The organism is Mesorhizobium sp. HAY1-8B (genome assembly GCF_056868045.1).
Genome location: NZ_CP200321.1, coordinates 6,496,048 through 6,516,034, shown reverse-complemented (window position 1 = coordinate 6,516,034; position 19,987 = coordinate 6,496,048). Strand labels below are relative to the sequence as shown.

The 19,987-nt window shown below is 60.9% G+C and carries 17 protein-coding genes; 9 read left to right on the top strand and 8 right to left on the bottom strand.

Going from position 1 to position 19,987, the window contains the following annotated elements; all coding sequences use genetic code 11:
- The first annotated feature begins 15 nt into the window (after positions 1 to 15).
- A complete protein-coding gene (locus tag AC1VON_RS31370; protein WP_483125994.1) occupies positions 16 to 1,200 on the top strand; it encodes an acetate/propionate family kinase in 1,185 nt (394 codons plus the stop codon).
- Between the two features lie 177 nt (positions 1,201 to 1,377).
- On the opposite strand, the gene AC1VON_RS31365 is transcribed toward AC1VON_RS31370, so the two are convergent.
- From AC1VON_RS31365 to AC1VON_RS31350, 4 genes are all read right to left on the bottom strand, one after another.
- On the bottom strand, positions 1,378 to 1,773 hold the full coding sequence (locus tag AC1VON_RS31365; RefSeq protein WP_483126420.1) for a hypothetical protein: 396 nt from the start codon (positions 1,771 to 1,773) through the stop codon (positions 1,378 to 1,380).
- 225 nt (positions 1,774 to 1,998) lie between these two features.
- Positions 1,999 to 3,513, bottom strand: a complete 1,515-nt coding sequence (locus AC1VON_RS31360) for an acetyl-CoA hydrolase/transferase family protein (RefSeq protein ID WP_483125993.1) — start codon at positions 3,511 to 3,513, stop codon at positions 1,999 to 2,001.
- Between the two features lie 111 nt (positions 3,514 to 3,624).
- Complete coding sequence (locus AC1VON_RS31355) at positions 3,625 to 3,843, bottom strand: hypothetical protein (RefSeq protein WP_483125992.1); 219 nt, start codon at positions 3,841 to 3,843, stop codon at positions 3,625 to 3,627.
- A 123-nt stretch (positions 3,844 to 3,966) separates the two neighbouring features.
- Positions 3,967 to 4,566, bottom strand: coding sequence for a hypothetical protein (locus AC1VON_RS31350; protein WP_483125991.1), 600 nt, complete (start codon positions 4,564 to 4,566; stop codon positions 3,967 to 3,969).
- Positions 4,567 to 4,699: 133 nt separating this feature from the next.
- Between AC1VON_RS31350 and AC1VON_RS31345 the strand changes: the two genes are divergently transcribed.
- The 7 genes from AC1VON_RS31345 to mgtA all read left to right on the top strand — a co-directional run bounded on the left by AC1VON_RS31345 (position 4,700) and on the right by mgtA (position 15,215).
- Positions 4,700 to 6,046 (top strand): ferredoxin reductase family protein, encoded by a 1,347-nt coding sequence (locus tag AC1VON_RS31345; RefSeq protein WP_483125990.1) that lies wholly within the window; start codon positions 4,700 to 4,702, stop codon positions 6,044 to 6,046.
- A gap of 132 nt (positions 6,047 to 6,178) precedes the next feature.
- Positions 6,179 to 7,669 carry an arginine-ornithine antiporter gene (arcD, locus tag AC1VON_RS31340; protein WP_172348840.1) on the top strand — a complete coding sequence of 497 codons (1,491 nt, stop codon included), beginning with the start codon at positions 6,179 to 6,181 and terminating at the stop codon, positions 7,667 to 7,669.
- Between the two features lie 31 nt (positions 7,670 to 7,700).
- Positions 7,701 to 8,930 carry an arginine deiminase gene (locus AC1VON_RS31335; protein ID WP_483125989.1) on the top strand — a complete coding sequence of 410 codons (1,230 nt, stop codon included), beginning with the start codon at positions 7,701 to 7,703 and terminating at the stop codon, positions 8,928 to 8,930.
- 32 nt (positions 8,931 to 8,962) lie between these two features.
- On the top strand, positions 8,963 to 9,964 hold the full coding sequence (argF, locus tag AC1VON_RS31330) for an ornithine carbamoyltransferase (protein WP_483125988.1): 1,002 nt from the start codon (positions 8,963 to 8,965) through the stop codon (positions 9,962 to 9,964).
- Between the two features lies 1 nt (position 9,965).
- Positions 9,966 to 10,871, top strand: a complete 906-nt coding sequence (arcC, locus tag AC1VON_RS31325) for a carbamate kinase (protein ID WP_483125987.1) — start codon at positions 9,966 to 9,968, stop codon at positions 10,869 to 10,871.
- A gap of 57 nt (positions 10,872 to 10,928) precedes the next feature.
- On the top strand, positions 10,929 to 12,182 hold the full coding sequence (locus tag AC1VON_RS31320) for an MgtC/SapB family protein (RefSeq protein WP_172348844.1): 1,254 nt from the start codon (positions 10,929 to 10,931) through the stop codon (positions 12,180 to 12,182).
- A 423-nt stretch (positions 12,183 to 12,605) separates the two neighbouring features.
- Positions 12,606 to 15,215: a magnesium-translocating P-type ATPase gene (mgtA, locus tag AC1VON_RS31315; RefSeq protein ID WP_483125986.1), complete on the top strand. Its 2,610-nt coding sequence runs from the start codon at positions 12,606 to 12,608 to the stop codon at positions 15,213 to 15,215.
- A gap of 87 nt (positions 15,216 to 15,302) precedes the next feature.
- On the opposite strand, the gene AC1VON_RS31310 is transcribed toward mgtA, so the two are convergent.
- From AC1VON_RS31310 to AC1VON_RS31300, 3 genes are all read right to left on the bottom strand, one after another.
- Positions 15,303 to 16,343 (bottom strand): zinc-dependent alcohol dehydrogenase family protein, encoded by a 1,041-nt coding sequence (locus tag AC1VON_RS31310; protein ID WP_483125985.1) that lies wholly within the window; start codon positions 16,341 to 16,343, stop codon positions 15,303 to 15,305.
- Positions 16,344 to 16,531: 188 nt separating this feature from the next.
- Complete coding sequence (locus tag AC1VON_RS31305; protein WP_483126405.1) at positions 16,532 to 17,524, bottom strand: zinc-dependent alcohol dehydrogenase family protein; 993 nt, start codon at positions 17,522 to 17,524, stop codon at positions 16,532 to 16,534.
- A gap of 70 nt (positions 17,525 to 17,594) precedes the next feature.
- Positions 17,595 to 18,245 (bottom strand): BON domain-containing protein, encoded by a 651-nt coding sequence (locus AC1VON_RS31300; protein WP_483125984.1) that lies wholly within the window; start codon positions 18,243 to 18,245, stop codon positions 17,595 to 17,597.
- A gap of 162 nt (positions 18,246 to 18,407) precedes the next feature.
- Between AC1VON_RS31300 and AC1VON_RS31295 the strand changes: the two genes are divergently transcribed.
- Entirely contained in the window at positions 18,408 to 18,902 is a 495-nt protein-coding gene (locus AC1VON_RS31295) for a cytochrome b (protein ID WP_483125983.1), read from the top strand.
- 55 nt (positions 18,903 to 18,957) lie between these two features.
- Here the strand turns inward: AC1VON_RS31295 and AC1VON_RS31290 are convergent, their stop codons facing one another.
- Positions 18,958 to 19,932: a lysylphosphatidylglycerol synthase transmembrane domain-containing protein gene (locus AC1VON_RS31290; protein WP_483126404.1), complete on the bottom strand. Its 975-nt coding sequence runs from the start codon at positions 19,930 to 19,932 to the stop codon at positions 18,958 to 18,960.
- Between the last annotated feature and the right edge of the window lie 55 nt (positions 19,933 to 19,987).

Below are 19,987 nucleotides of genomic sequence, written 5' to 3'. Positions count from 1 at the left end.
AGGAGGTTTTTGGTAATGGCGGACACGATCCTGACTCTCAATGCCGGGTCCTCCAGCCTCAAGTTCGCGCTGTTCAAGACCGGCACAGATCGGTTCGACCTTGCTGTACGCGGCGAGATCGAGGAGATCGCTGCCGATCCGCATTTCGTGGCGCGTGATGCTAACGGAGTTGTTCTTGTCGATCAGCGCTGGCCGGACGCCGCAGGGAATTTCCGAATGCTCTTCGGAAACATGATCGATTGGATCGACGCCCATGTCGGCGAGGAGCGGCTGATCGCTGTGGGTCACCGGGTGGTGCATGGTGGTCCAAACCACGCCCGGCCGGAACGGGTGACGCCCGAACTTCTTGCCGCGCTCGACCTGCTGACGCCGCTAGCCCCGCTCCACGAGCCACAGAATGTCGCGCCAATCCGGGCGATCGCGACCGCACGGCAAAAGCTTCCGCAGGTCGTGTGCTTCGACACTGCCTTCCACAACACGATGCCGCTCGTCGCCAGCCGCTTCGCGCTGCCACGCGAATACGAGACCATGGGTGTTCGCCGCTACGGCTTCCATGGCCTGTCTTACGAATACATTGCCGGCCGTCTACATGAGATCGCGCCCAAGCTGGCCAGAGGCCGCGTGATCGTTGCCCATCTCGGTAATGGCGCAAGCCTGTGCGCGCTCAGCGGCGGAAAAAGCATCGACACGACCATGGCCTTCAGCACGCTGGACGGGCTGATGATGGGCACGCGCCCCGGCAATCTTGATCCGGGCGTGATCCTGTATCTATTGCAGGAACGCGGCATGACCGCGAAACAGGTGGAGGACCTTCTGTACAAGCACTCCGGCCTGCTCGGCGTGTCGGGTGGCATCTCCAGCGACATGCGCGCACTCCTTGGCAGCACCGATCAGCGCGCCGCCGAAGCCGTCGAGCTTTTCGCTTACCGCATCGCGCGGGAGGCCGGCGCTATGGCAAGCTCACTCGGCGGGGTGGACGGCATCGTCTTCACCGCCGGCATAGGCGAACACGCACCGCAGGTCCGCGCCGCCATTTGTTTAAGGCTCGCATGGCTTGGCGTCGTACTCGATCACGCAGCCAACGAGCGCGGCGATGCGGTGATTAGCGCGCCGGAAAGCCGTATCGAAATCCGCGTTGTTGCGACCGACGAAGAAAAAATGATCGCTCAACTCACCTTGGCAGCACTTCGCTCCACATGATCGCTAATCCTCACGTTCCGGCCGGTGTTTTGACGGGGAGGGCTTTGAACGGGAGCTCGTTTTGCCATGTCAACCGAACGAAATATTGATCGAGCACCACGTCACTTGGCTGCGGGGATTTGGAGGTGGAGCAGATTTCTATTGCCTTTCAGCGAGCGAATCGGCTCGTTCGAGGCACTACGACTCGTCGATAGAGGAGTAATCTTCTCCGCCGCGCGGCTTCCATTCTGAATCGCCAAAAGGGGCGAATGGTCTGGCGGAATGCGGTATTTGCGTTTGACTTCGATGATGAAAGATTGTGCGGGAGTTTTCATGGGAGCCTCGATAGTGAATCAGGCGCTGCAGGCGCTGGCCCGGCCAATGGAGCACTACATAACCCTGGCGAAATTGATCTTGCTCAAAACGCATGCAGACGAGGCCGGAAGCGTCGTTCAGAAGCGATTCACCCTCGAGAATGTGCATCAGCCGTTTCGGGATCGGCACCTTCGCGGCGAACTGCTTAGGTTGAACCACATGAAACGTCGCATTTCCACCTGCGCCGGCGTAGTTTTGTGAGCTGATCGGCGCGGGCACAGCAGCAGGATTTTGCAGCGCGACGCCGCTTTTGACGAATCGGTTGCAACAAAACGGTTTGCCCTGAGATGAAGGGTCGAACTCTGAGCCAGGGCTAGGTCGACCTGATCAAATTGGCATCGAGGAGCCGCCACCATTGCGGGAAATCACACTTGATACGTCAATTGTTCGCGGCACCTGTCGGCCCCTTTGGCGCAGCCATGGACAGCCTGTATCTGCCGTACCTCAGTGAAGCATGGTTCCGGTTTCGATGAACCTCTGGTGCCAGGAAAGCGCCTCACCGGGCAGCGACGGCGACTGCTGACCGTAGGAATGCTCCCTGGCCCGCCGGTAATAGTCGGCCAATGCCGGCTTGTAGTCGGGATGCGCGCAATTCGCGATGATGATCTCGGCGCGCTGCTTGGGCGAGAGGCCGCGCAGATCGGCGAGGCCCTGTTCGGTCACGATCACCTGAACATCCTGGGTGATGTGATCCACGTGGCTCGCTTGCGGCACGATCGCGGAAATCTTCCCGCCCTTGGCCGTCGAGGGCGTCATGAAGATGGAAACATAGGCGTTGCGCGCGAAATCGCCTGACCCGCCGATGCCGTTCTGGATCCGCGATCCCATGATGTGCGTGGAATTGACGTTGCCATAGATATCGGCCTCGATCAGCCCGTTCATCGCGATGCAGCCCAGACGCCGGATCAGTTCCGGATGATTGCTGATTTCCTGGGGCCGAAGGATCATCTTGTCCCGGAAGCGCGCCATGTCGGCATTGAGCCGTGCCGCGGCCTCGGGGCTCAGCGAAAACGCCGTCGCGGAAGCCATGCGAAGCTTGCCGGACTCGAGCAGGTCCAGCATGCCGTCCTGGATCACCTCGGTATAGGCGGTCATATCCTCAAACGCCGCATCGACGAGACCGCCAAGCACGGCATTGGCAATGTTTCCGACACCCGACTGGATCGGAAGCAGGGATGCGGGAAGTCTTCCCTTCGCCACCTCATGACGGAAGAACTCCAAGAGATGCCCGGCGATGGACCGAGCCGTGTCGTCCGGCGGCGAGAAAGGAAGGTTGCGGTCTGGCGCGTGGGTCTCGACGATTGCGACGATCTTTTCAGGGTCGCAGCGGAAACACGGCTCGCCAATGCGCTGGTCCGGACGGATGAGTGGAATGGGCACTCGATGAGGCGGCAGTGCCGTGCCGTAGTAAATGTCGTGCATCCCTTCGAGGGCGGCATTCTGCCAATTGTTGACCTCCAGGATCACTTGCCGTGCGCGGTCGAGCCAAGTCTTGTTGTTGCCGACCGAGGAGGACGGAATGAGCGAGCCATCGGGCCTGATCCCGGCGACTTCGATGACTGCCGTATCGAGTGGCCCGAGAAAGCCTTGCCACGCCATCGGCGCGACCTGGCTCAGATGCATGTCGAAATACTCCATTTCGCCGCGGTTGATCATCTCGCGGGCGACCGGATCGGAATTGTAGGGCAGGCGGAATTCTATGCCGTCCGCCTTGGCAAGGGCGCCATCCAGTTCAGGGCCGGTCGAAGCGCCGGTCCACACGCGAATGCGGAAGGGGTTGCCGGCCGCGTGCTCGACTTCGATCCGTCTAGCCAATGCGAGAGGAACGGTCTTGGGGTAACCGGAGCCAGTAAAGCCGCTCATTCCAACGGTGCTCCCCGAGGCGATGAATGAAGCTGCATGCTCCGCACTCGTGACCTTGGCGCGCAACCTGTCGCAGCCGATACGTTCGCGACCCACCTTCCACCTCCTCCATTATTTGGTTTCATTCGTTATGCTTTTGCGAGCCGTGACTGTCCAAACGGTTGCCCGACCGATTGATGCTCCTTTCGCTCCAATGAACAACACCCGTCAGTCCCCAAGGATAGGAAGACCGATGCTGTTTCGAGCGACGTCGCCTTGTTCCAAGTCAAGGCAGAGCCGTTTAAGGGCATTTTTCGGCTGTGGTGGGATAGTGTTTTCAGGGCGCAGTTGACGGCGCTGTCCCGCGCTATCATCGAGAATGTCAGCTCCAGCTTCCTTCGTTTGTTCATCGGATTGATCTACAAGGGTGGCGTCAACGGTGGCCATGCAAGTCGATACGTCTGGGCTTGACCAATTTCAGAGCGCCAACAAAGTTGCGGTGGAGGAATGGATAGCGGCCGGATGGCCATGAGCGACGAGGCGAGATGCTTCGCAAGAATGCCCATGACCTCAGGAGACTGTCGCCGGACCGAAGCTACTCGGCGGGGAGATATCGGGCATGAGCCCGGCGCCGACTGCCTTGAACCCGAGGAATTCCGGGCGTGTCACGGAGCTGACCACTTCTCGGGCGACCCGCAGGCAACGGTGTTCCTGTGCGGCGCCTACCGTCTCTCGGGAGACGTTGGCAGCGGCCTGCTCAATGCGCTGCCCCAGGTCATGCCGCTCTCGCTGCCGATCGGCGATCCCTTGCGCGACGTGGCACGTACATGCGGAACCAACCAATACCCATTGGCGGGCCAAAGCATGCACAATGGACGGCCCTTGCAGGCGCTGGCGGCCGCAAGCTCGCAAGCAGAACGCTGCAAATTGCTCACCGAGAATCGAACACCTTCGCGTTTGGGTGAACTTTTCCCAGGTTTCATCAGGCGCGGATAGATGCGCGCCGGGATTACGACAAGAACTGGTGATAGCCGCCAACACCAGGCGATCAGTTCCAAGCCCATGCCTGCCGGCGCCGCCCGTCAACATCAGCGCACAACGCGTCGAGCTGATATCGTCATCGTCCAATACTTCCTTGATCCTGCTCAATGCCGCTTCGCGTTGCGCCATGGATAAAACGGATTGCAGTATCTGATGACCATCATCATCGGACCGACAGAAAATAGGATGGCGCCATTGATGCAGGTCATGGCGGTGTTCCGCTCTTCGAGTATGAGCAAGCCGGATACGGAATGAGGCGATCGTGACGCGTGGTAATATACGGCTGTTCTGGGGCTTCTGGATTGTACTGAGCCTACTTTGGCTTGCTTGGAATAGCGCAATTTTCTCGGCCACGAATGTCTTTGCTCTGCGCGAATTGCTTTTGCAGTTCAGTGGAGTCTTGGCCATCGGAGCCATGAGCGTAGCTATGCTTCTGTCGATTCGGCCGCGCTGGCCCGAGGTGGGATTGGGTGGCCTCGACAAGATGTACAGGCTGCACAAATGGCTGGGGATCGGCGTGCTGGGGCTTGCGATCTTTCACTGGCTCTGGTCCGAAGGACCTAAATGGGCAGTTGGGCTTGGGTTCCTCGTGCCCCCGGCCCGTGGGCCACGCCCAGAGATCACAGACCCGATTCGCCGATTTCTTGGGAACTTTCACGGTACGGCGGAGGATGTTGGGCAATTGGCTTTCTACGCCGTGGTCGCCCTGCTGCTGATCGCGCTGATCAAGCTCATCCCTTACCGGTGGTTTCGCTATAGCCACCGACTTATGCCCGTCGTCTACCTTGCACTTGCATTCCATGCAGTCGTCTTGCTCGACTATGGCATGTGGGTGACGCCTCTCGGACCAATCGTCGCCGTTCTACTGGTTGCCGGCAGCTACGCGGCGGTTATCTCGCTCTTTGGGCGGATTGGCGCCGGAAGGCGCGTCATGGGCGAGATTGCCGAGATGCGCCACTATCCGGGCGTCCGCTCCCTTGAAACTGTGATTGAGGTGGGGCAAGGCTGGCAGGGCCACGAAGCTGGACAATTCGCGTTTGCGACGTCCAACCCATTCGAAGGGGCGCATCCCTACACAATCGCTTCGGCTTGGGACCCCTCCAACCCCGCGATCACCTTCATTTCCAAGGAACTCGGCGATCACACGAGCGGTTTGGTCGACCGGCTGAAAGTGGGCCAGAAGGTCACCGTCGAGGGCCCATATGGTTGCTTCACGTTCGATGACGGTTCGCCGCGCCAGATTTGGGTAGGCGCCGGCATCGGCATCACACCCTTCGTCGCGCGCTTGAAGGAGATGGCAACTCAAAAATCGACCCAGACTCGTCCCGAAATCGACCTGTTCCACACCACGCGTGAGGTCGATGAAGAAGCACTGAAACGCCTCGCGCAGGATGCTCGCGCCGCCAACGTACGTCTCCACACCCTGATAGACGCGCGTGACGGCAAGCTTTCTGGCGAGCGTATCCGCGAGATGGTCCCCGGCTGGCCAGAAGCAAGCGTTTGGTTCTGCGGTCCCATTAAGTTCGGAGCAGCACTACGGGCAGACTTCGCCGCTCAGGGCTTGCCTGTGGACGAGCGGTTCCATCAAGAGCTGTTCGAATTGCGGTAGCGATCACTCTTGAACAATTTACGTCCGGCCTCACCAAATAAAACCTGACGTCGATTTGACCCGCGTCAATGTCATCCCGACGGAACCAAACGATCGTCTCCGGGAAAACAGCCAAAACCTCGGAGACCTGCCATGGCCGTCACTGATATTCCCACTTCTGATACTCCCCCGCCTGCTGTGTTGGCCACTTCGACATCGGCAGGATCAAGCAATAAGCTGCGCCTTGGCGCGCTCACCGCCCTCGTGATCGGTTCGATGGTCGGCTCGGGTGTGTTCAGCCTGCCGCAGAACATGGCGGCCGGTGCCGGCCCGCTCGCCATCATCATCGGCTGGGGCATCACGGCAGTTGGCATGTTGGCACTGGTCTTTGTTTATCAGTCGCTGGCCACCCGTAAGCCGACTCTGGACGCGGGTCCTTACGCCTATGCCAAGGCCGGCTTTGGTCCGTTCATCGGCTTCAACGCCGCTTGGGGCTACTGGGTCAGCGCCTGGGTGGGCAACGTCTCCTATGCCGTCATCGTCTTCAGCGCTCTGTCCTACTTTTATCCAGCCTTCGGCGATGGCAACACTTGGCAGGCGGTGCTGGGCGCATCCGTGCTGCTCTGGGCCATCCATCTCCTGATCATGGCTGGCGTGCGCCAGGCGGCGATCGTGAACACGGTTGTCACGATCGCCAAGATCGCGCCGATCGTGCTGTTCGTTGGCATAGTCGCAGTGGCGTTCAAGATGCAGGTTTGGTCGCTTGATTTCACCGGACTCGGTAACGCCAGCCTCGGCACGATCATGACGCAGGTGAAAAGCACCATGCTGGTGACACTATGGGTGTTCATCGGCATCGAGGGCGCCAGCGTCTTTTCCGCCCGTGCCGAACGCCGAAAGGATATCGCCACCGCCACGGTGCTCGGCTTCTTCAGTTGCCTGGCGCTCTATGCGCTGGTTTCGCTGTTATCGCTCGGCGTCCTGAGCCAGCCGGAACTTGCCGCTCTGAAGAACCCTTCGATGGCGGGCGTTCTGGAGGCCGTGGTCGGTCCATGGGGTGCGATCCTTATCAACCTCGCGCTCGTCGTTTCAGTTGTTGGCGCCTTCCTGAGTTGGACCCTGCTCGCAGCCGAAATCCCGCACGTCGCTGGCAATGATGGCACCATGCCAAAGTTCTTCGGCTACGAGAACGAGCGCGGCGTGCCATCCACGTCCTTGCTTGTCACCAACCTGCTCGTGCAAGTGTTCTTGATCATTACCCTTTATGCCCAGAGCACTTATCAGGCGCTTTTCTCGATCGCCTCGGTGGCCATCCTGGTGCCCTACGTCTTCTCTGGCGCCTATGCAGCGAAACTTGCCATCACCGGCGAAAGCTACCAGCCGGGCGAAAACCGCACCGGCGCTCTGCTGATCGGGCTACTGGCAACGATATATGGTCTGTGGCTCGTCTATGCGGCAGGACTTTCGTATCTGTTCATGTGCGCCATCCTCTATGCGGTGGGTATCATCTTTTACGTCTGGGCACGGCGCGAAAACCAGGCACGTCTCTTCCATCCAGTCGAGGCAGTGTTGGCGGTGGCCCTGATCGCGGTCGGGCTCTACGCCGCATACGAAATGTGGATGGGCGCGGTTAGCGCGCTCTGAAGTCAACCTGCACAATTGAAAGGAACAACCCATGACTGTTCTTGGGACCGCTCTCGGCGTTCATTCCGAAATCGGCCGTCTGCGGGAGGTGATGGTGCACCGACCCGACCTCAGCCTGCAGCGTCTGACCCCGGACAATTGCAAGGCCCTGCTGTTCGACGACGTGCTGTGGGTCAAGCGCGCCAGACAGGAGCACGACGTCTTCGTCGATGCCCTGCGCGAACGCGGCGTGACGGTGCATCAGTTCGCTGATTTGCTAGCTGAGACCATGGCGTTGCCGGACGCCCGCAAATGGCTGCTCGACCGAAGGGTCGATACCTCGGTGGTCGGCTACGACATGGTTGATGAGATGCGCGGCTGGCTCAACGAGATGCCCGCCACGGATCTGGCGACTTTCCTTGTCGGCGGCATTGCTCGGGCAGAACTGCCCTTCAAGCCTGCCGGACTGACGGGCAAGACGCTGCTGCCGCAGGACTTCGTGCTTCCTCCGCTGCCCAACCAGCTTTTCACCCGCGACTCCTCCTGCTGGATCTATCGTGCGATTTCGGTCAACGCCATGTACTGGCCGGCGCGTAAGCCGGAAGCCGCCAATGTCGAGGCCGTCTACCGCTTTCATCCCCGCTTTCGTGATGCCGGCCTGCCCTTCGTGTCGCCCGACAATCCAGGCCCGGGCGTGAGCCTGGAAGGCGGCGATGTCATGCCGGTCGGTGGGGGAGTGGTCCTGGTCGGCATGGGCGAACGCACCACACCGCAGGCGGTCGGAGGACTTGCGCGCAGCCTGTTCGCCGCCGGCGAAGCCACGCGCGTGATCGCTGCGCTGATGCCGCGAGACCGTTCCTTCATGCATCTCGATACGATTTTCACCTTCTGCGACCGCGATCTCGTCACAATGTACCCGCCCGTCGTCGAGCGGTTGCGCACTTTCTCACTGCGTCCTGGCGAAGGTGAGGCGGCGGTCGAAGTCGTGGAGGAGACCAAGCCGTTCACGGAAGTCGTCAAGGAGGCGCTTGGCCTGAAAAGCCTGCGCATCGTTGCAACAGGCGGCGACGGCTACGAAGCCGAGCGCGAGCAATGGGACGACGGCAACAACGTCATCGCGGTCGAGCCTGGAGTCGTCATCGGCTATGATCGCAATGTCTACACCAACACGCTGCTACGCCATTCCGGCATCGAAGTTGTTACGGTGGAAGGTGGCGAGCTCAGCCGCGGTCGCGGCGGCGGCCACTGCATGACCTGTCCGATCGCGCGCGACGCGATCTGAATACAATCGGAGCCTAACAAGGAAACGCCGACATGCCCGTCAATCTCCATGGCCGTAACGTGCTGACACTCGACGACTTCTCGCCGTCCGAGATCCGTTACCTGCTCAAGCTAGCCGCCGATTTCAAGACCGCCAAGCAGAGCGGGACGGAAGTACCGCGGCTAAGCCGCAAGAACATTGCGCTCATCTTTGAGAAGGATTCCACACGCACCCGATCCGGTTTCGAAGTTGCCGCCTATGACCAAGGCGCACATGTCACCTATCTCGGTCCTACGGGCAGCCATATTGGCCACAAGGAATCGATGAAAGACACCGCTCGCGTGCTCGGTCGCATGTATGATGCGATCGAATATCGAGGCTTCGGACAGCATCAGGTCGAGCTGCTCGCCGCCTATGCCGGCGTTCCGGTCTACAACGGCTTGACCAATGAGGATCATCCGACCCAGATCCTCGCCGACCTGATGACCATGCGCGAGTTCACGCACAAGCATCTTTCGGACATGACGGTCGCGTTTGTCGGCGAAGGACGTGACAACGTCGCACAGTCGCTGGCCATCGGCGCCGCCAAGGTCGGCATGGACATCCGCATCGCTTCCCCGAAGAAGCTGTGGCCGGAAGAGCATTTTTGCGCGCATATTCGGGGGCTGGCTGAACGGAGCGGGGGCCGCTTCAGGCTGGATGACGACGTCGAAAGCTGCGTGCTCGGTGCCGACTTCATCTATACGGATGTCTGGCTGTCGATGGGCGAGGACGAGAGCGGCTGGACCGAACGGATTAAGCTCCTGACGCCCTATCGCGTGACGCGCAAGCTGATGGCAGCGACCGGAAACCCCTACACCAAGTTCATGCACTGCCTGCCTGCGTTCCACGATACCGAAACGGAGATCGGCGTTCATATTTCGCAGAAGTACGGCATAGACTGCATGGAGGTCACGGACGAGGTGTTCGAGTCCGAAGCATCCATCGTCTTCGACCAGGCCGAGAACCGCATGCACGCGATCAAGGCGATCCTCGTCGCCACGATCGGCAACTGAGATGCGCGTCGTCGTTGCGCTCGGTGGCAATGCATTGCTGCGCAGGGGGGAGCCGATGACCGCGGAGAACCAGCGCACCAACGTGCGTCGTGCTGCGGCCGTTCTTGGCGATCTCATCCGCGATGGTCACACGCTCATCATCACGCACGGCAACGGGCCCCAGGTCGGGCTGCTTGCTCTGCAGGCCGCGGCTTCCTCGGAAAGCGCATTCCCGCTCGACGTGCTGGATGCCGAGAGTGCCGGCATGATCGGCTACGTCCTCCAGCAGGAACTCGGCAACGTGATAAAGGACAGGCTCTTTGCCACGCTGCTGACGCAGATAAAGGTCGATCCGCGCGATCCCGCCTTCTCCAGTCCCACCAAGCCGATCGGCCCGGTCTATGACGAGGCGACGGCACGCAGGTTCGCCGCCGAACGCGGTTGGACAATCGCGCCAGACAACGACAAATGGCGCCGCGTCGTGCCGTCGCCAAAGCCGTTGGCGATCCTGGAAACGGAGGTGCTCTCCTTCCTCGTCGCGCATGGGGTCATCGTCATCTGTGCCGGCGGAGGTGGCATACCCGTCGTCGAGCTGGAGAGCGGCGCCGTTGCGGGCGTCGAGGCCGTCATCGACAAGGACCTCGCCTCCTCGCTGCTGGCCCGCCAGCTCGAGGCCGACATGCTGCTCATGCTGACCGATGTCGATGCCGTCTATGTAGGATGGGGCACGAACGCCGCCCGCGCGCTCGGCCATGTGCGCACGTCCGAGATTTCGGGCAGGGACTTTCCATCCGGCTCGATGGGACCGAAGGTCACCGCCGCGATCGAATTTTCCGAGGCGACCGGAAAGCCCGCCGCGATCGGCAGGATGGAGGACGCGGTGCGCATTGTCATTGGCGAACGCGGCACTTTTATCGAGAAGCAATAGGCGATTGCGTATGCGGGGCGGTAAGGTGCGCGTCATCGGCATCGCTGGAGCGATCTAATGGATCAGCTGATCCCCAGGTTCGGCCTGGCACTCGCCATCGGCTTGCTCGTCGGCCTCGAACGCGGCTGGCGGGAGCGTGATGAGCCCGCCGGCAGCCGTACGGCCGGCATCCGCACATACAGCATCTCCGGATTGCTAGGCGGAGTCTTCGCCGCGTTGGCTGCCGTCTTTGGCCAACCGTCCGTATTCGTTGCCGGATTTCTCGGCTTCGCGACCGTATTCGCGATATTCGCGCTGCGAGAAGCCCGTCGCGACAATGATTTCAGCGTCACTGGAGTGGTCGCAGCCTTGAGCGTTTTTGCGCTTGGAGGATTGGCCGTCTCCGGCGACTACCAGGCCGCGGCCGCTGCAGGCACGGCGCTCGCCGCCACACTCGCCAGCAGGGAATGGCTGCATGGGCTGCTGCAGCGGCTGTCATGGGTCGAATTGCGGTCCGCGCTGATGCTCGCTGTGATGACGGCGATCATCCTGCCACTGCTCCCCGATCACACAATCGATCCTTGGGGAGGTCTCAACCCCTGGGAGATCTGGTTCTTCACGGTGCTGACGGCAGCGATCTCCTATCTCGGTTATATCGCCGTACGGGTCCTCGGCCCCACGAAAGGGCTGGTAGTGAGCGCGTTGGCCGGGGCGCTCATATCGTCGACGGCGGTGACGCTGGCTTTTGCCAGATCCGCCAAGGCGGGTGGCGACGCAAAACCGTTAGCCGGAGGCGCTGCATTGGCGGCTATGGTCTCAATCCTGCGCGTCGCGACGATCGTTTTGCTGGTGCAGCCGCGGATGGCCGGGACCATCGCGGCACCCATGCTGGCCGCGGCCTGCGCGTTCGGCGCCTCTGGATTTCTCCTGCTCACAGGTGTCCGTGATGGCGCGATACCGGTCGTGTCAAACCGAAATCCGTTCGACCTCACCCCACTCATGGTTTTCGCCGCCACGTTTGGAATCGTTGCTGTCGCCAGTTCAGCCCTCGTTGGTCAATTGGGTAGTGGAGGCCTGATTGCAACATCTGCTCTGTCCGGGACCTTCGATGTGGATGTCGCAACCTTAACGGCGACGCGAATGGCAGGGCAGGCCGTCTCTCTCGAAACCGCTGGCCAGGCAACGCTGGCCGCTCTTGGAACGAATGCAATCGGACGAGTGGGGGTTGCGATCTTGATGGGCCCGCCTGGCTATTGGCTGCGCTTTGCGGCAGCAACCTTGGTCGCGGCAATGTCGGCCGTGATTGCCTATCTCCTGATGCCATTGATCTGATCGGGATTGCCTCCTTTGGCGATCTCACTGGCATGATCCACGCACGCTGATCTTTTCCTGGACAGCAGGCGCGCTTGATCCGCATCAACACGCCCTAAGTGGGAGACGTTATCTTGCGGCCACGCCCGTATCTGCAGGAGAGGAATGCGCGCAATGCCGCCAGTCGATTTGGTATCTGCCAATCGCCATGTTTCGTGATCACTGACCGTATCTCATGCCGAACTAGCAGCGACGGTCGTAGCGCGCCGTACCGCATCGCTGTCCAATGTCTATCGTCCCGGATAGGCGGGCGCAAAACCCATCGGTCAAACGGCATCCGATTCCCCTGATGCCAGTCAAGGCGCGATCATGCCGATGCCTTCTGAATTACGCTAGATTTGTCGTTGTCTCTTATGCAGCATCATTCCGGCAGGGAACACAGACATGGATGTTCAAAGCGTCACTGACGCGTCCAAGACAGACATCTACTGGTCAAGGCCAATTGAAGACCTCTTCATCGACCTACGTGCGAGGACGACCGGCCTTTCCGAACCGGAAGCGCTGACGCGCCTAAACGAAGTCGGTCCGAACGTAATCGGCCGTAAAGGGACTGCCACCGCGCTCGGCACATTCGCGCGACAGTTCCGCAGCCCGCTGGTGTTGATCCTCGTATTTGCGGCAATCGTCTCCGTCTTTGTCGGAGAAGGCAGCGAAGCGGTGATCATTGGTGTTATCGTCCTGGCAAGTTGTACTCTCAGCTTCACGCAGGAGTATGGCGCCTCAAAAGCGATGCAAGCGCTGACGGCGCGGATATCGCGCAAGGCGCAAGTGCTGCGCGGCGGGGTGGAAACGTCCGTTGCCGCAGAAGAGTTGGTGCCCGGCGATGTCGTAAGGCTGTCAGCAGGCAACCTTGTGCCCGCCGACGGAGTGCTCCTGGAGGCACGTGACTTCAACGTCTCCGAATCGGCACTGACCGGCGAGACCTTCCCTGTGGTGAAGGCACCAGGCCTATCGGCGCCCGATGCCCAGATCAGCCAGCGCAACAACACCGTCTTTACCGGGACTTCGGTGCGCAGCGGCACCGCAACGATGGTCGTGGCCAGAACTGGCGACCGAACGGAGTTCGCCTCGATCGCGGCGGTCGTGGCGCGCAACGTGCCAGAGACCGAATTCAGCCGGGGAATCCGTCGCTTCGGCTATCTGATGACCGAAATCATGCTGGTCATCGTCATATTGGTGTTCTTCGCCAATCTCCTGCTTCACCGCCCGCCGATCGACTCGCTGTTGTTTTCCCTGGCGCTCGCCGTCGGCCTGACGCCGGAACTTTTGCCCGCCATCATCAGTGTCACGCTTGCGCGCGGCGCCCGCACGATGGCGGCCAATGGCGTCATCGTGCGCCGGCTCGATGCGATCGAAAATCTCGGCAGCATGGATCTCCTTTGCACCGACAAGACGGGAACGCTCACGGAAGGCGTCATCCATCTCGACGCCTGCAATGGCATTGACGGCGCACCGTCGCCGGATGTGCATCGCTGGGCCTTGCTCAACGCGACGCTTCAGACCGGGATGGCCAATCCGCTGGACGAGGCGATCGCCGCCGACGCAAAGCCGGACGATCGGCTTTCCGAGTACTCCAAGGTCGACGAGATTCCGTACGACTTCATCCGTAAACGGCTCTCGGTGGTGGTGCGGGGGCCGAGCGGCAACGACCTGATGATTTGCAAGGGCGCGGTCCAGAACGTGCTCGACGTCTGCTCGTCAGTCGTGACAGGAACGGAGACCAAGCCGCTCGACGCGGCGTACCGAACCGCAATCGATAAGATGGTGCATGACTGGTGCATGCAGGGCTACCGTGTACTCGGCCTCGCCGTCCGCCACCTCGCCCGGCAGGATGCATACCGCATGGAAGACGAGACCGGATTTTCATTCGCCGGCTTTCTTCTCTTTCTCGACCCGCCAAAGCCCGGGATGGCGGAAATACTGGAATCGCTGAAAGATCGCGGCATCGCCGTCAAGGTCATCAGTGGCGACAATCGCTACGTGGTGACGCATCTGGCCGAAACCGTTGGACTTGGCCACAAGAACATTCTCACGGGCGAGGAACTCACCAAGCTTACAAAGGAGGCGCTGTTTGGCCGGGTGCAGCGCACGGATCTGTTCGTTGAGATCGATCCCAACCAGAAGGAGCGGATCATAGAAGCACTGAGGCGACGCGGCCACGTCGTCGGCTATCTCGGCGACGGTATCAACGATGCCCCTGCCTTGCATGAAGCCGATGTCGGCATCTCCGTCGACGGCGCAGTGGACGTGGCGCGCGAGGCCGCCGACATGATCCTGCTCAAGCGCGATCTTGGCGTTTTGTCGCGCGGGGTCGACGATGGGCGCGCGACCTTCGCCAACACGATGAAGTACATTTCCATCGCGACCAGTGCCAATTTCGGCAACATGGTTTCGATGGCGATCGCATCGTTGGCGCTGCCGTTCCTGCCGCTGCTCGCCCCGCAGATTCTGCTCAACAATTTTCTCGCGGACATTCCGGCGCTAGCGATCGCCACCGACACTGTCGACCCCGACCAGACCACCAAGCCAAGGCATTGGGACATCGGCTTCGTGCGCCGCTTCATGGTCACGTTCGGCCTCATCAGCTCCGCCTTCGACTTCTTGACCTTCGGTTTCCTTCTTCTGCTGGCGAAGGCAGACCCGGCAACTTTCCAGACCAGCTGGTTCGTCGAATCGCTGGCTACCCAACTCGGCATCCTGCTCGTCATCCGTACACACAAGGCCTTCTGGCGCAGCCGCCCAAGCGCGTTGCTTTGCTGGCTGGCGCTCGGCGTGGCCGTGCTTGCCTTCGCGACTCCCTATCTGCCTTATGCGAACTGGCTCGGCTTCGTGCCCTTGCCGCTGTCGATCATGACTGGCCTGATCATCATCACGGTGCTTTATCTGGCAGTTTCGGAAGTCACCAAATCATGGTTCTTCGCGCGGGAACGGAATCGTGGAAGACACCGGCCAAACCACAAACGCCTGCGCAGGATAAGGAAAAGCTATCGGTAGACCTGAAGTAGGCAAAACCTGACGCCGGTCAAAGACCGACGCCAGGTTCTGTAACGATATATAACGAGATTAGGCCCGAAGCGAATATCAAGCCGCTTCGATGATGACCTTGAGAGCATGGGTCTTCGCCGCGCTTCCGAACGTTTCGTAGGCATCCAGGATCTGACCGAGCTTGAAGCGGTGCGTGATCAGCTTCGACGGATCGATCTTGCCTGAACGAACCGTCTTGAGCAGCATCGGCGTGGTGACGGTGTCCACCAGCCGCGTGGTGATGGCGATGTTCTGTGACCACAGTTTTTCGAGATGCAGGTCCACCTTGGTGCCGTGGACGCCGATATTGGCGATCGTGCCGCCGGGCGCGACGATTTCCTGGCACAGTTCGAATGTGGGTGGAATTCCGACTGCCTCGATCGCGGCATCGACACCGCGCCCGCCGGTAAGGGCAAGTACCTGCCGTTTGGCCTCTTCGCCGCTCGCCTTCACGGTCTGCGTGGCGCCGAAGCGCCTTGCGGTCTCCAGCCGGTTCTCATCGAGGTCGACCATGATGATCTCGGCCGGCGAGTAGAACTGTGCCGTAAGCAATGCGGCAAGTCCGATCGGTCCGGAACCGACGATGGCGACCGTCGCGCCCGGCTCCACCTTGCCGTTGAGCACGCCGCATTCGAAGCCGGTTGGCAATATGTCGCTCAGCATCACCAGCGCTTCTTCATCGGCTCCTTCCGGGATCGGGTAGAGGCTGGTGTCTGCATGGGGGATGCGCACATATTCGGCCTGCGTGCCATCGATCGTGTTGCCGAGTATCCAACCGCCTGTCGTGCAGTGGGAATACATGCCTTTCCGGCAATATTCGCATTTGCCGCATGCCGAGATGCAGGAGATCAGGACATGGTCGCCCTTCTTGAACTGGGTCACTCCGGCGCCAACCTCTTCAACGATACCGACGCCTTCGTGGCCAAGAATGCGGCCGGGCGTGCAGGTGGGCACATCGCCTTTCAGGATATGGAGGTCGGTACCGCAGATCGTGGTCTTGGTGACCTTTACGATCGCGTCGGTCGCCGCATTGATTCCAGGCACCGGGCGTTCCTCAAGGGATTTCTTCCCCGGTCCTTCATAAACGAGCGCTTTCATTCGACGTCTCCTTGGCTGGTCGTGAAATTCAGCTCATCCATGCGCTTCACAAACGAACTCGGTGTTGACCTCGGTCAACGAGGTGGCACGGAAATGGATTCCCCCGCGGCGGCGCCGTTCGGAGATGCCGGGATACGGGGGCCTACACGAAAAGGCCGCTGCTGGGGAAAACGTCCCGGCGGCGAATGTCAATCGGCTTGCGGTACCAGCACCGCCGCGCCGCTCAGCCGGCCGGCGCGCAGGTCGGCAAGTGCCTCATTGGCACGATCGAGCGGATAGATCGTAGTGTACGTCTTCACTCCGGCCTTCTTCGCAATCGGAAAAAATTCCTCGGCGTCGTGTCGTGTCAGGTTGGCGACCGACATCAGGTGCCGCTCCTCCCACAGGATCGAATATGGCATCCGGGGAATGTCGCTCATGTGGATTCCGCCGCAAACCACCACGCCGCCCTTGCGCACCCCACGCAAAGCCGCCGGCACGAGTTCGCCGACTGGTGCAAATATGATCGCGGTGTCGAGCGGAACGGGAGGCATCTGGTCGGAGCCCCCGACCCATACGGCGCCCAGGCTCTTGGCGAAATGCTGCGCCTCGACATCGCCTGCCCGCGTGAAGGCATAGACGTCGCGCCCCTGCCAGGCGCAGACCTGCGCGATGATGTGGGCGGCAGCGCCAAAGCCGTAGAGGCCGATCCGCTTTCCGTCCCCAGCCTTCTTCAGCGAGCGCCAACCGATCAGGCCGGCGCACAGCAAAGGCGCCTGTGCGACCGCGCCGGCATCCTGATTGAGATCGAAAGTGAAGGCCGCATCGGCGACGACATGGGTCGCAAAACCTCCGTCTCGCGTATAGCCGGTGAAAAGCGGGCGATCGCAAAGGTTCTCCGCGTCGGATCGACAATAGGGACACTCGCCGCACGTGTGGCCGAGCCATGGGATGCCGGCCCGGCGGCCGATCCTTGCCCTGTCGACGCCTTCGCCCACCATATCGATGATGCCGACGATCTCGTGACCTGGCACTAGCGGCAGCTTCGGATGATCGAGATCGCCGTCCACGACATGAAGGTCGGTGCGGCATACGGCGCAGGCTTCCACCTTGAGCCTGATGTCACCCGGCCCAGGCACAGGATCGGGTCGCTCCATAAACACCAGAGGCCGTCCGATCGCCGTAAGCACCATCGCCTTCATGAACGCTGTCCCGCAATGAAGAGGGGCGGACATGATTGACCGCCTCCTATACCTTTCTCACCGATGCACTTCAGCCAATGGTGAGCCGGTCGTCCACGATGTTGACGCCCGGTGCCGCCCAAGCAGCACGCGACGCAGCCCTCCGCTCGGACCAATCATGGACGTGACCTTCCAGCGTGACCTTGCCGCCGTCGAGCACGTTCACCCGGATCGCCCGCGCCTCAACCTCGGCACTACGCTTCAGCGCGCCCTCGATCCGCTGCTTGACGTCGAAAGCGGAAGCATGCGCCTTGACCGAAATGTCGTTCTGAACGCCGATCACACCAGCCAGATCGCGGATCGCATCGGCGGCAGCCATCTTCTGGTACTGCCACTCGACCTTACCGGTCAACGTCACCCAGCCCTTCTGGACTTTCACCTGGACGGCATCGTCAGGTACGGATGTATTCCAGTCGATCGAGTTGATGGCGCGCTTGGCGATTTCGTCATCGGCCGTGCGGTTGGTGCCAAACGGGCGGACCTCGATCTCCTCGGCGATGCCCTTGACGCCTTTCACGCGGCGAACGACGTCCTCGACCGTGCTCTTTTGCGCATAGGTCGGAACATGGCCTGTCAGCGTGACCACGCCGCTCGCGACAGCAACCCCGATATCGGCCGCATCAATGCTGGGCTCGAAGTCGAGTTCATCGATGATGTCCTGCTTCAAAGTGCTGTCGTCCATGGTTCGTTACCTCGCTGTTGTGGCAGGAACTATTCCGTGCCTCGCAGAACAAGTGTCTCCGCAAAGCCCGCCGCTCGTGTTGATCCGTGTCAACGCGGGATGGCGAATTTTTCGAGAAATTCTGGCCAACTGGAAATATGATCGGACGGCAGGAGAGTGAAAATGTCGATTCAGGCAAGGCAGGGATACACCGCAACCCAGATTGGGCTGCATTGGATCATTGCGGCGATCGTGATCTTTCAACTGGCCTTCGGGGAGTCGATGAACTTCGTCGTCCGTGCAATCGAGAGAGGCACTGTGCCCACACCTTCCGAACAGCTCTGGGGCGACCTGCATTACTGGGCCGGATGGGCGATCCTGGGGCTGGTGGCGATCAGGCTGGCGATCCGCCTTTCGATTGGCGCGCCGGCATCCATTCAGCGTGGCTGGATGGATGTCGCCGCGCAGGCAAGCCACACGGCCTTCTACGTAATGCTGGTGGCGATGCCAGTCCTCGGCCTGCTGGGTTACTATCTCGGCGACCCTTGGGCCGAAATCCATACATGGGGCAAGCCCGTCTTCATCGTTCTGATCGGTCTGCATGCCTGCGCGGCACTTTATCACCAATTCTGGCTGAAGGACGGGACGTTACGGCGGATCCTCGTTCCAACCGCCTGATCAGGCCTTCGACAAGAAGGACTAGCTTGTCCCGGTGCCGCAGGTCACCTCACGCTTAAGCCGTTCCCTGGGGTGATGTGGCGCCTGTCGGCATCGCCTTCATTTCCCTCCGGATCAGCCACAGACCCGGCAGCATCGGAAGCCAGAGCGTAAAACCGCGCAGAATGAGCGTTGCTGCAAGGCTGGTTTCGAGGCCGCCTCCCAGAAGGTGGAGCATGCCGACGCATGTTCCTTCGAACGTGCCGAGCCCCAGGGGGATGGGCGACAACGTGGCTACCACCGAAGCCAACACGAAGCTCATGAAGGCACTTGCCGGGGAAAGCGCCAGACCCACGGCGTGGCCGGCACACCAGAGCGTCGCCGCATCGAGCAGGAAAACCGCACATTGGAAGACGACAGCCTCGAAAACCACGCGGCCGTCACGAATGGTATCAAGGCGAACCTGGCGAAGCAGGGCGGAGAACCTGATGGCTGGCTGCCAACGCAGTATCGCGTGGGGAATGAACCGCCCACGCGAACGGGTCACCGCCAGCACCGCCCCGGCAAGCAGCACAACGACCGCCACGAAGGCGATGGAGAGCGAGAGCCATGCCCCGCTAAGATCACCGAAATGCCACAGCAGGACGAACGCGGACAGACCGGCCAGCAGATAGGCCGTATAATAGGAGAGGCCCGCAACCAGAAGCGCCGTGATCGCCGCTGGCGATCCAACGCCGCGCCGCACGAGACCGCGAATGACCATGATGCTGCCGCTCAACCCACCGCTCGGAAGAGCTTGATTGGCGAAGAGCTCGACCAGCGCCAGGCTGAGCAGGCTGGTCAATGGCCGCGCAGCTCCTGTCCGGCGCAGGACGCACCACCATACGCCGGCGGCACAGCCATAGGTCGCGAGTTGACAGAGCGCCGCGGCGGCAAGCCAGAGCGGATCCGCCCGACGCAGCGTCGTCAGAAATGTCTCGAAGTCACCGAAATGAAGGATGAAGGTAACGAGCCCAGCAAGGACCAACAGCCCGGCGCCCCATCCCGCCATCATCCCCAATGTGGCATGGGGATGATCGGGCAGGTTGACAAGAACTGCCTCGGGC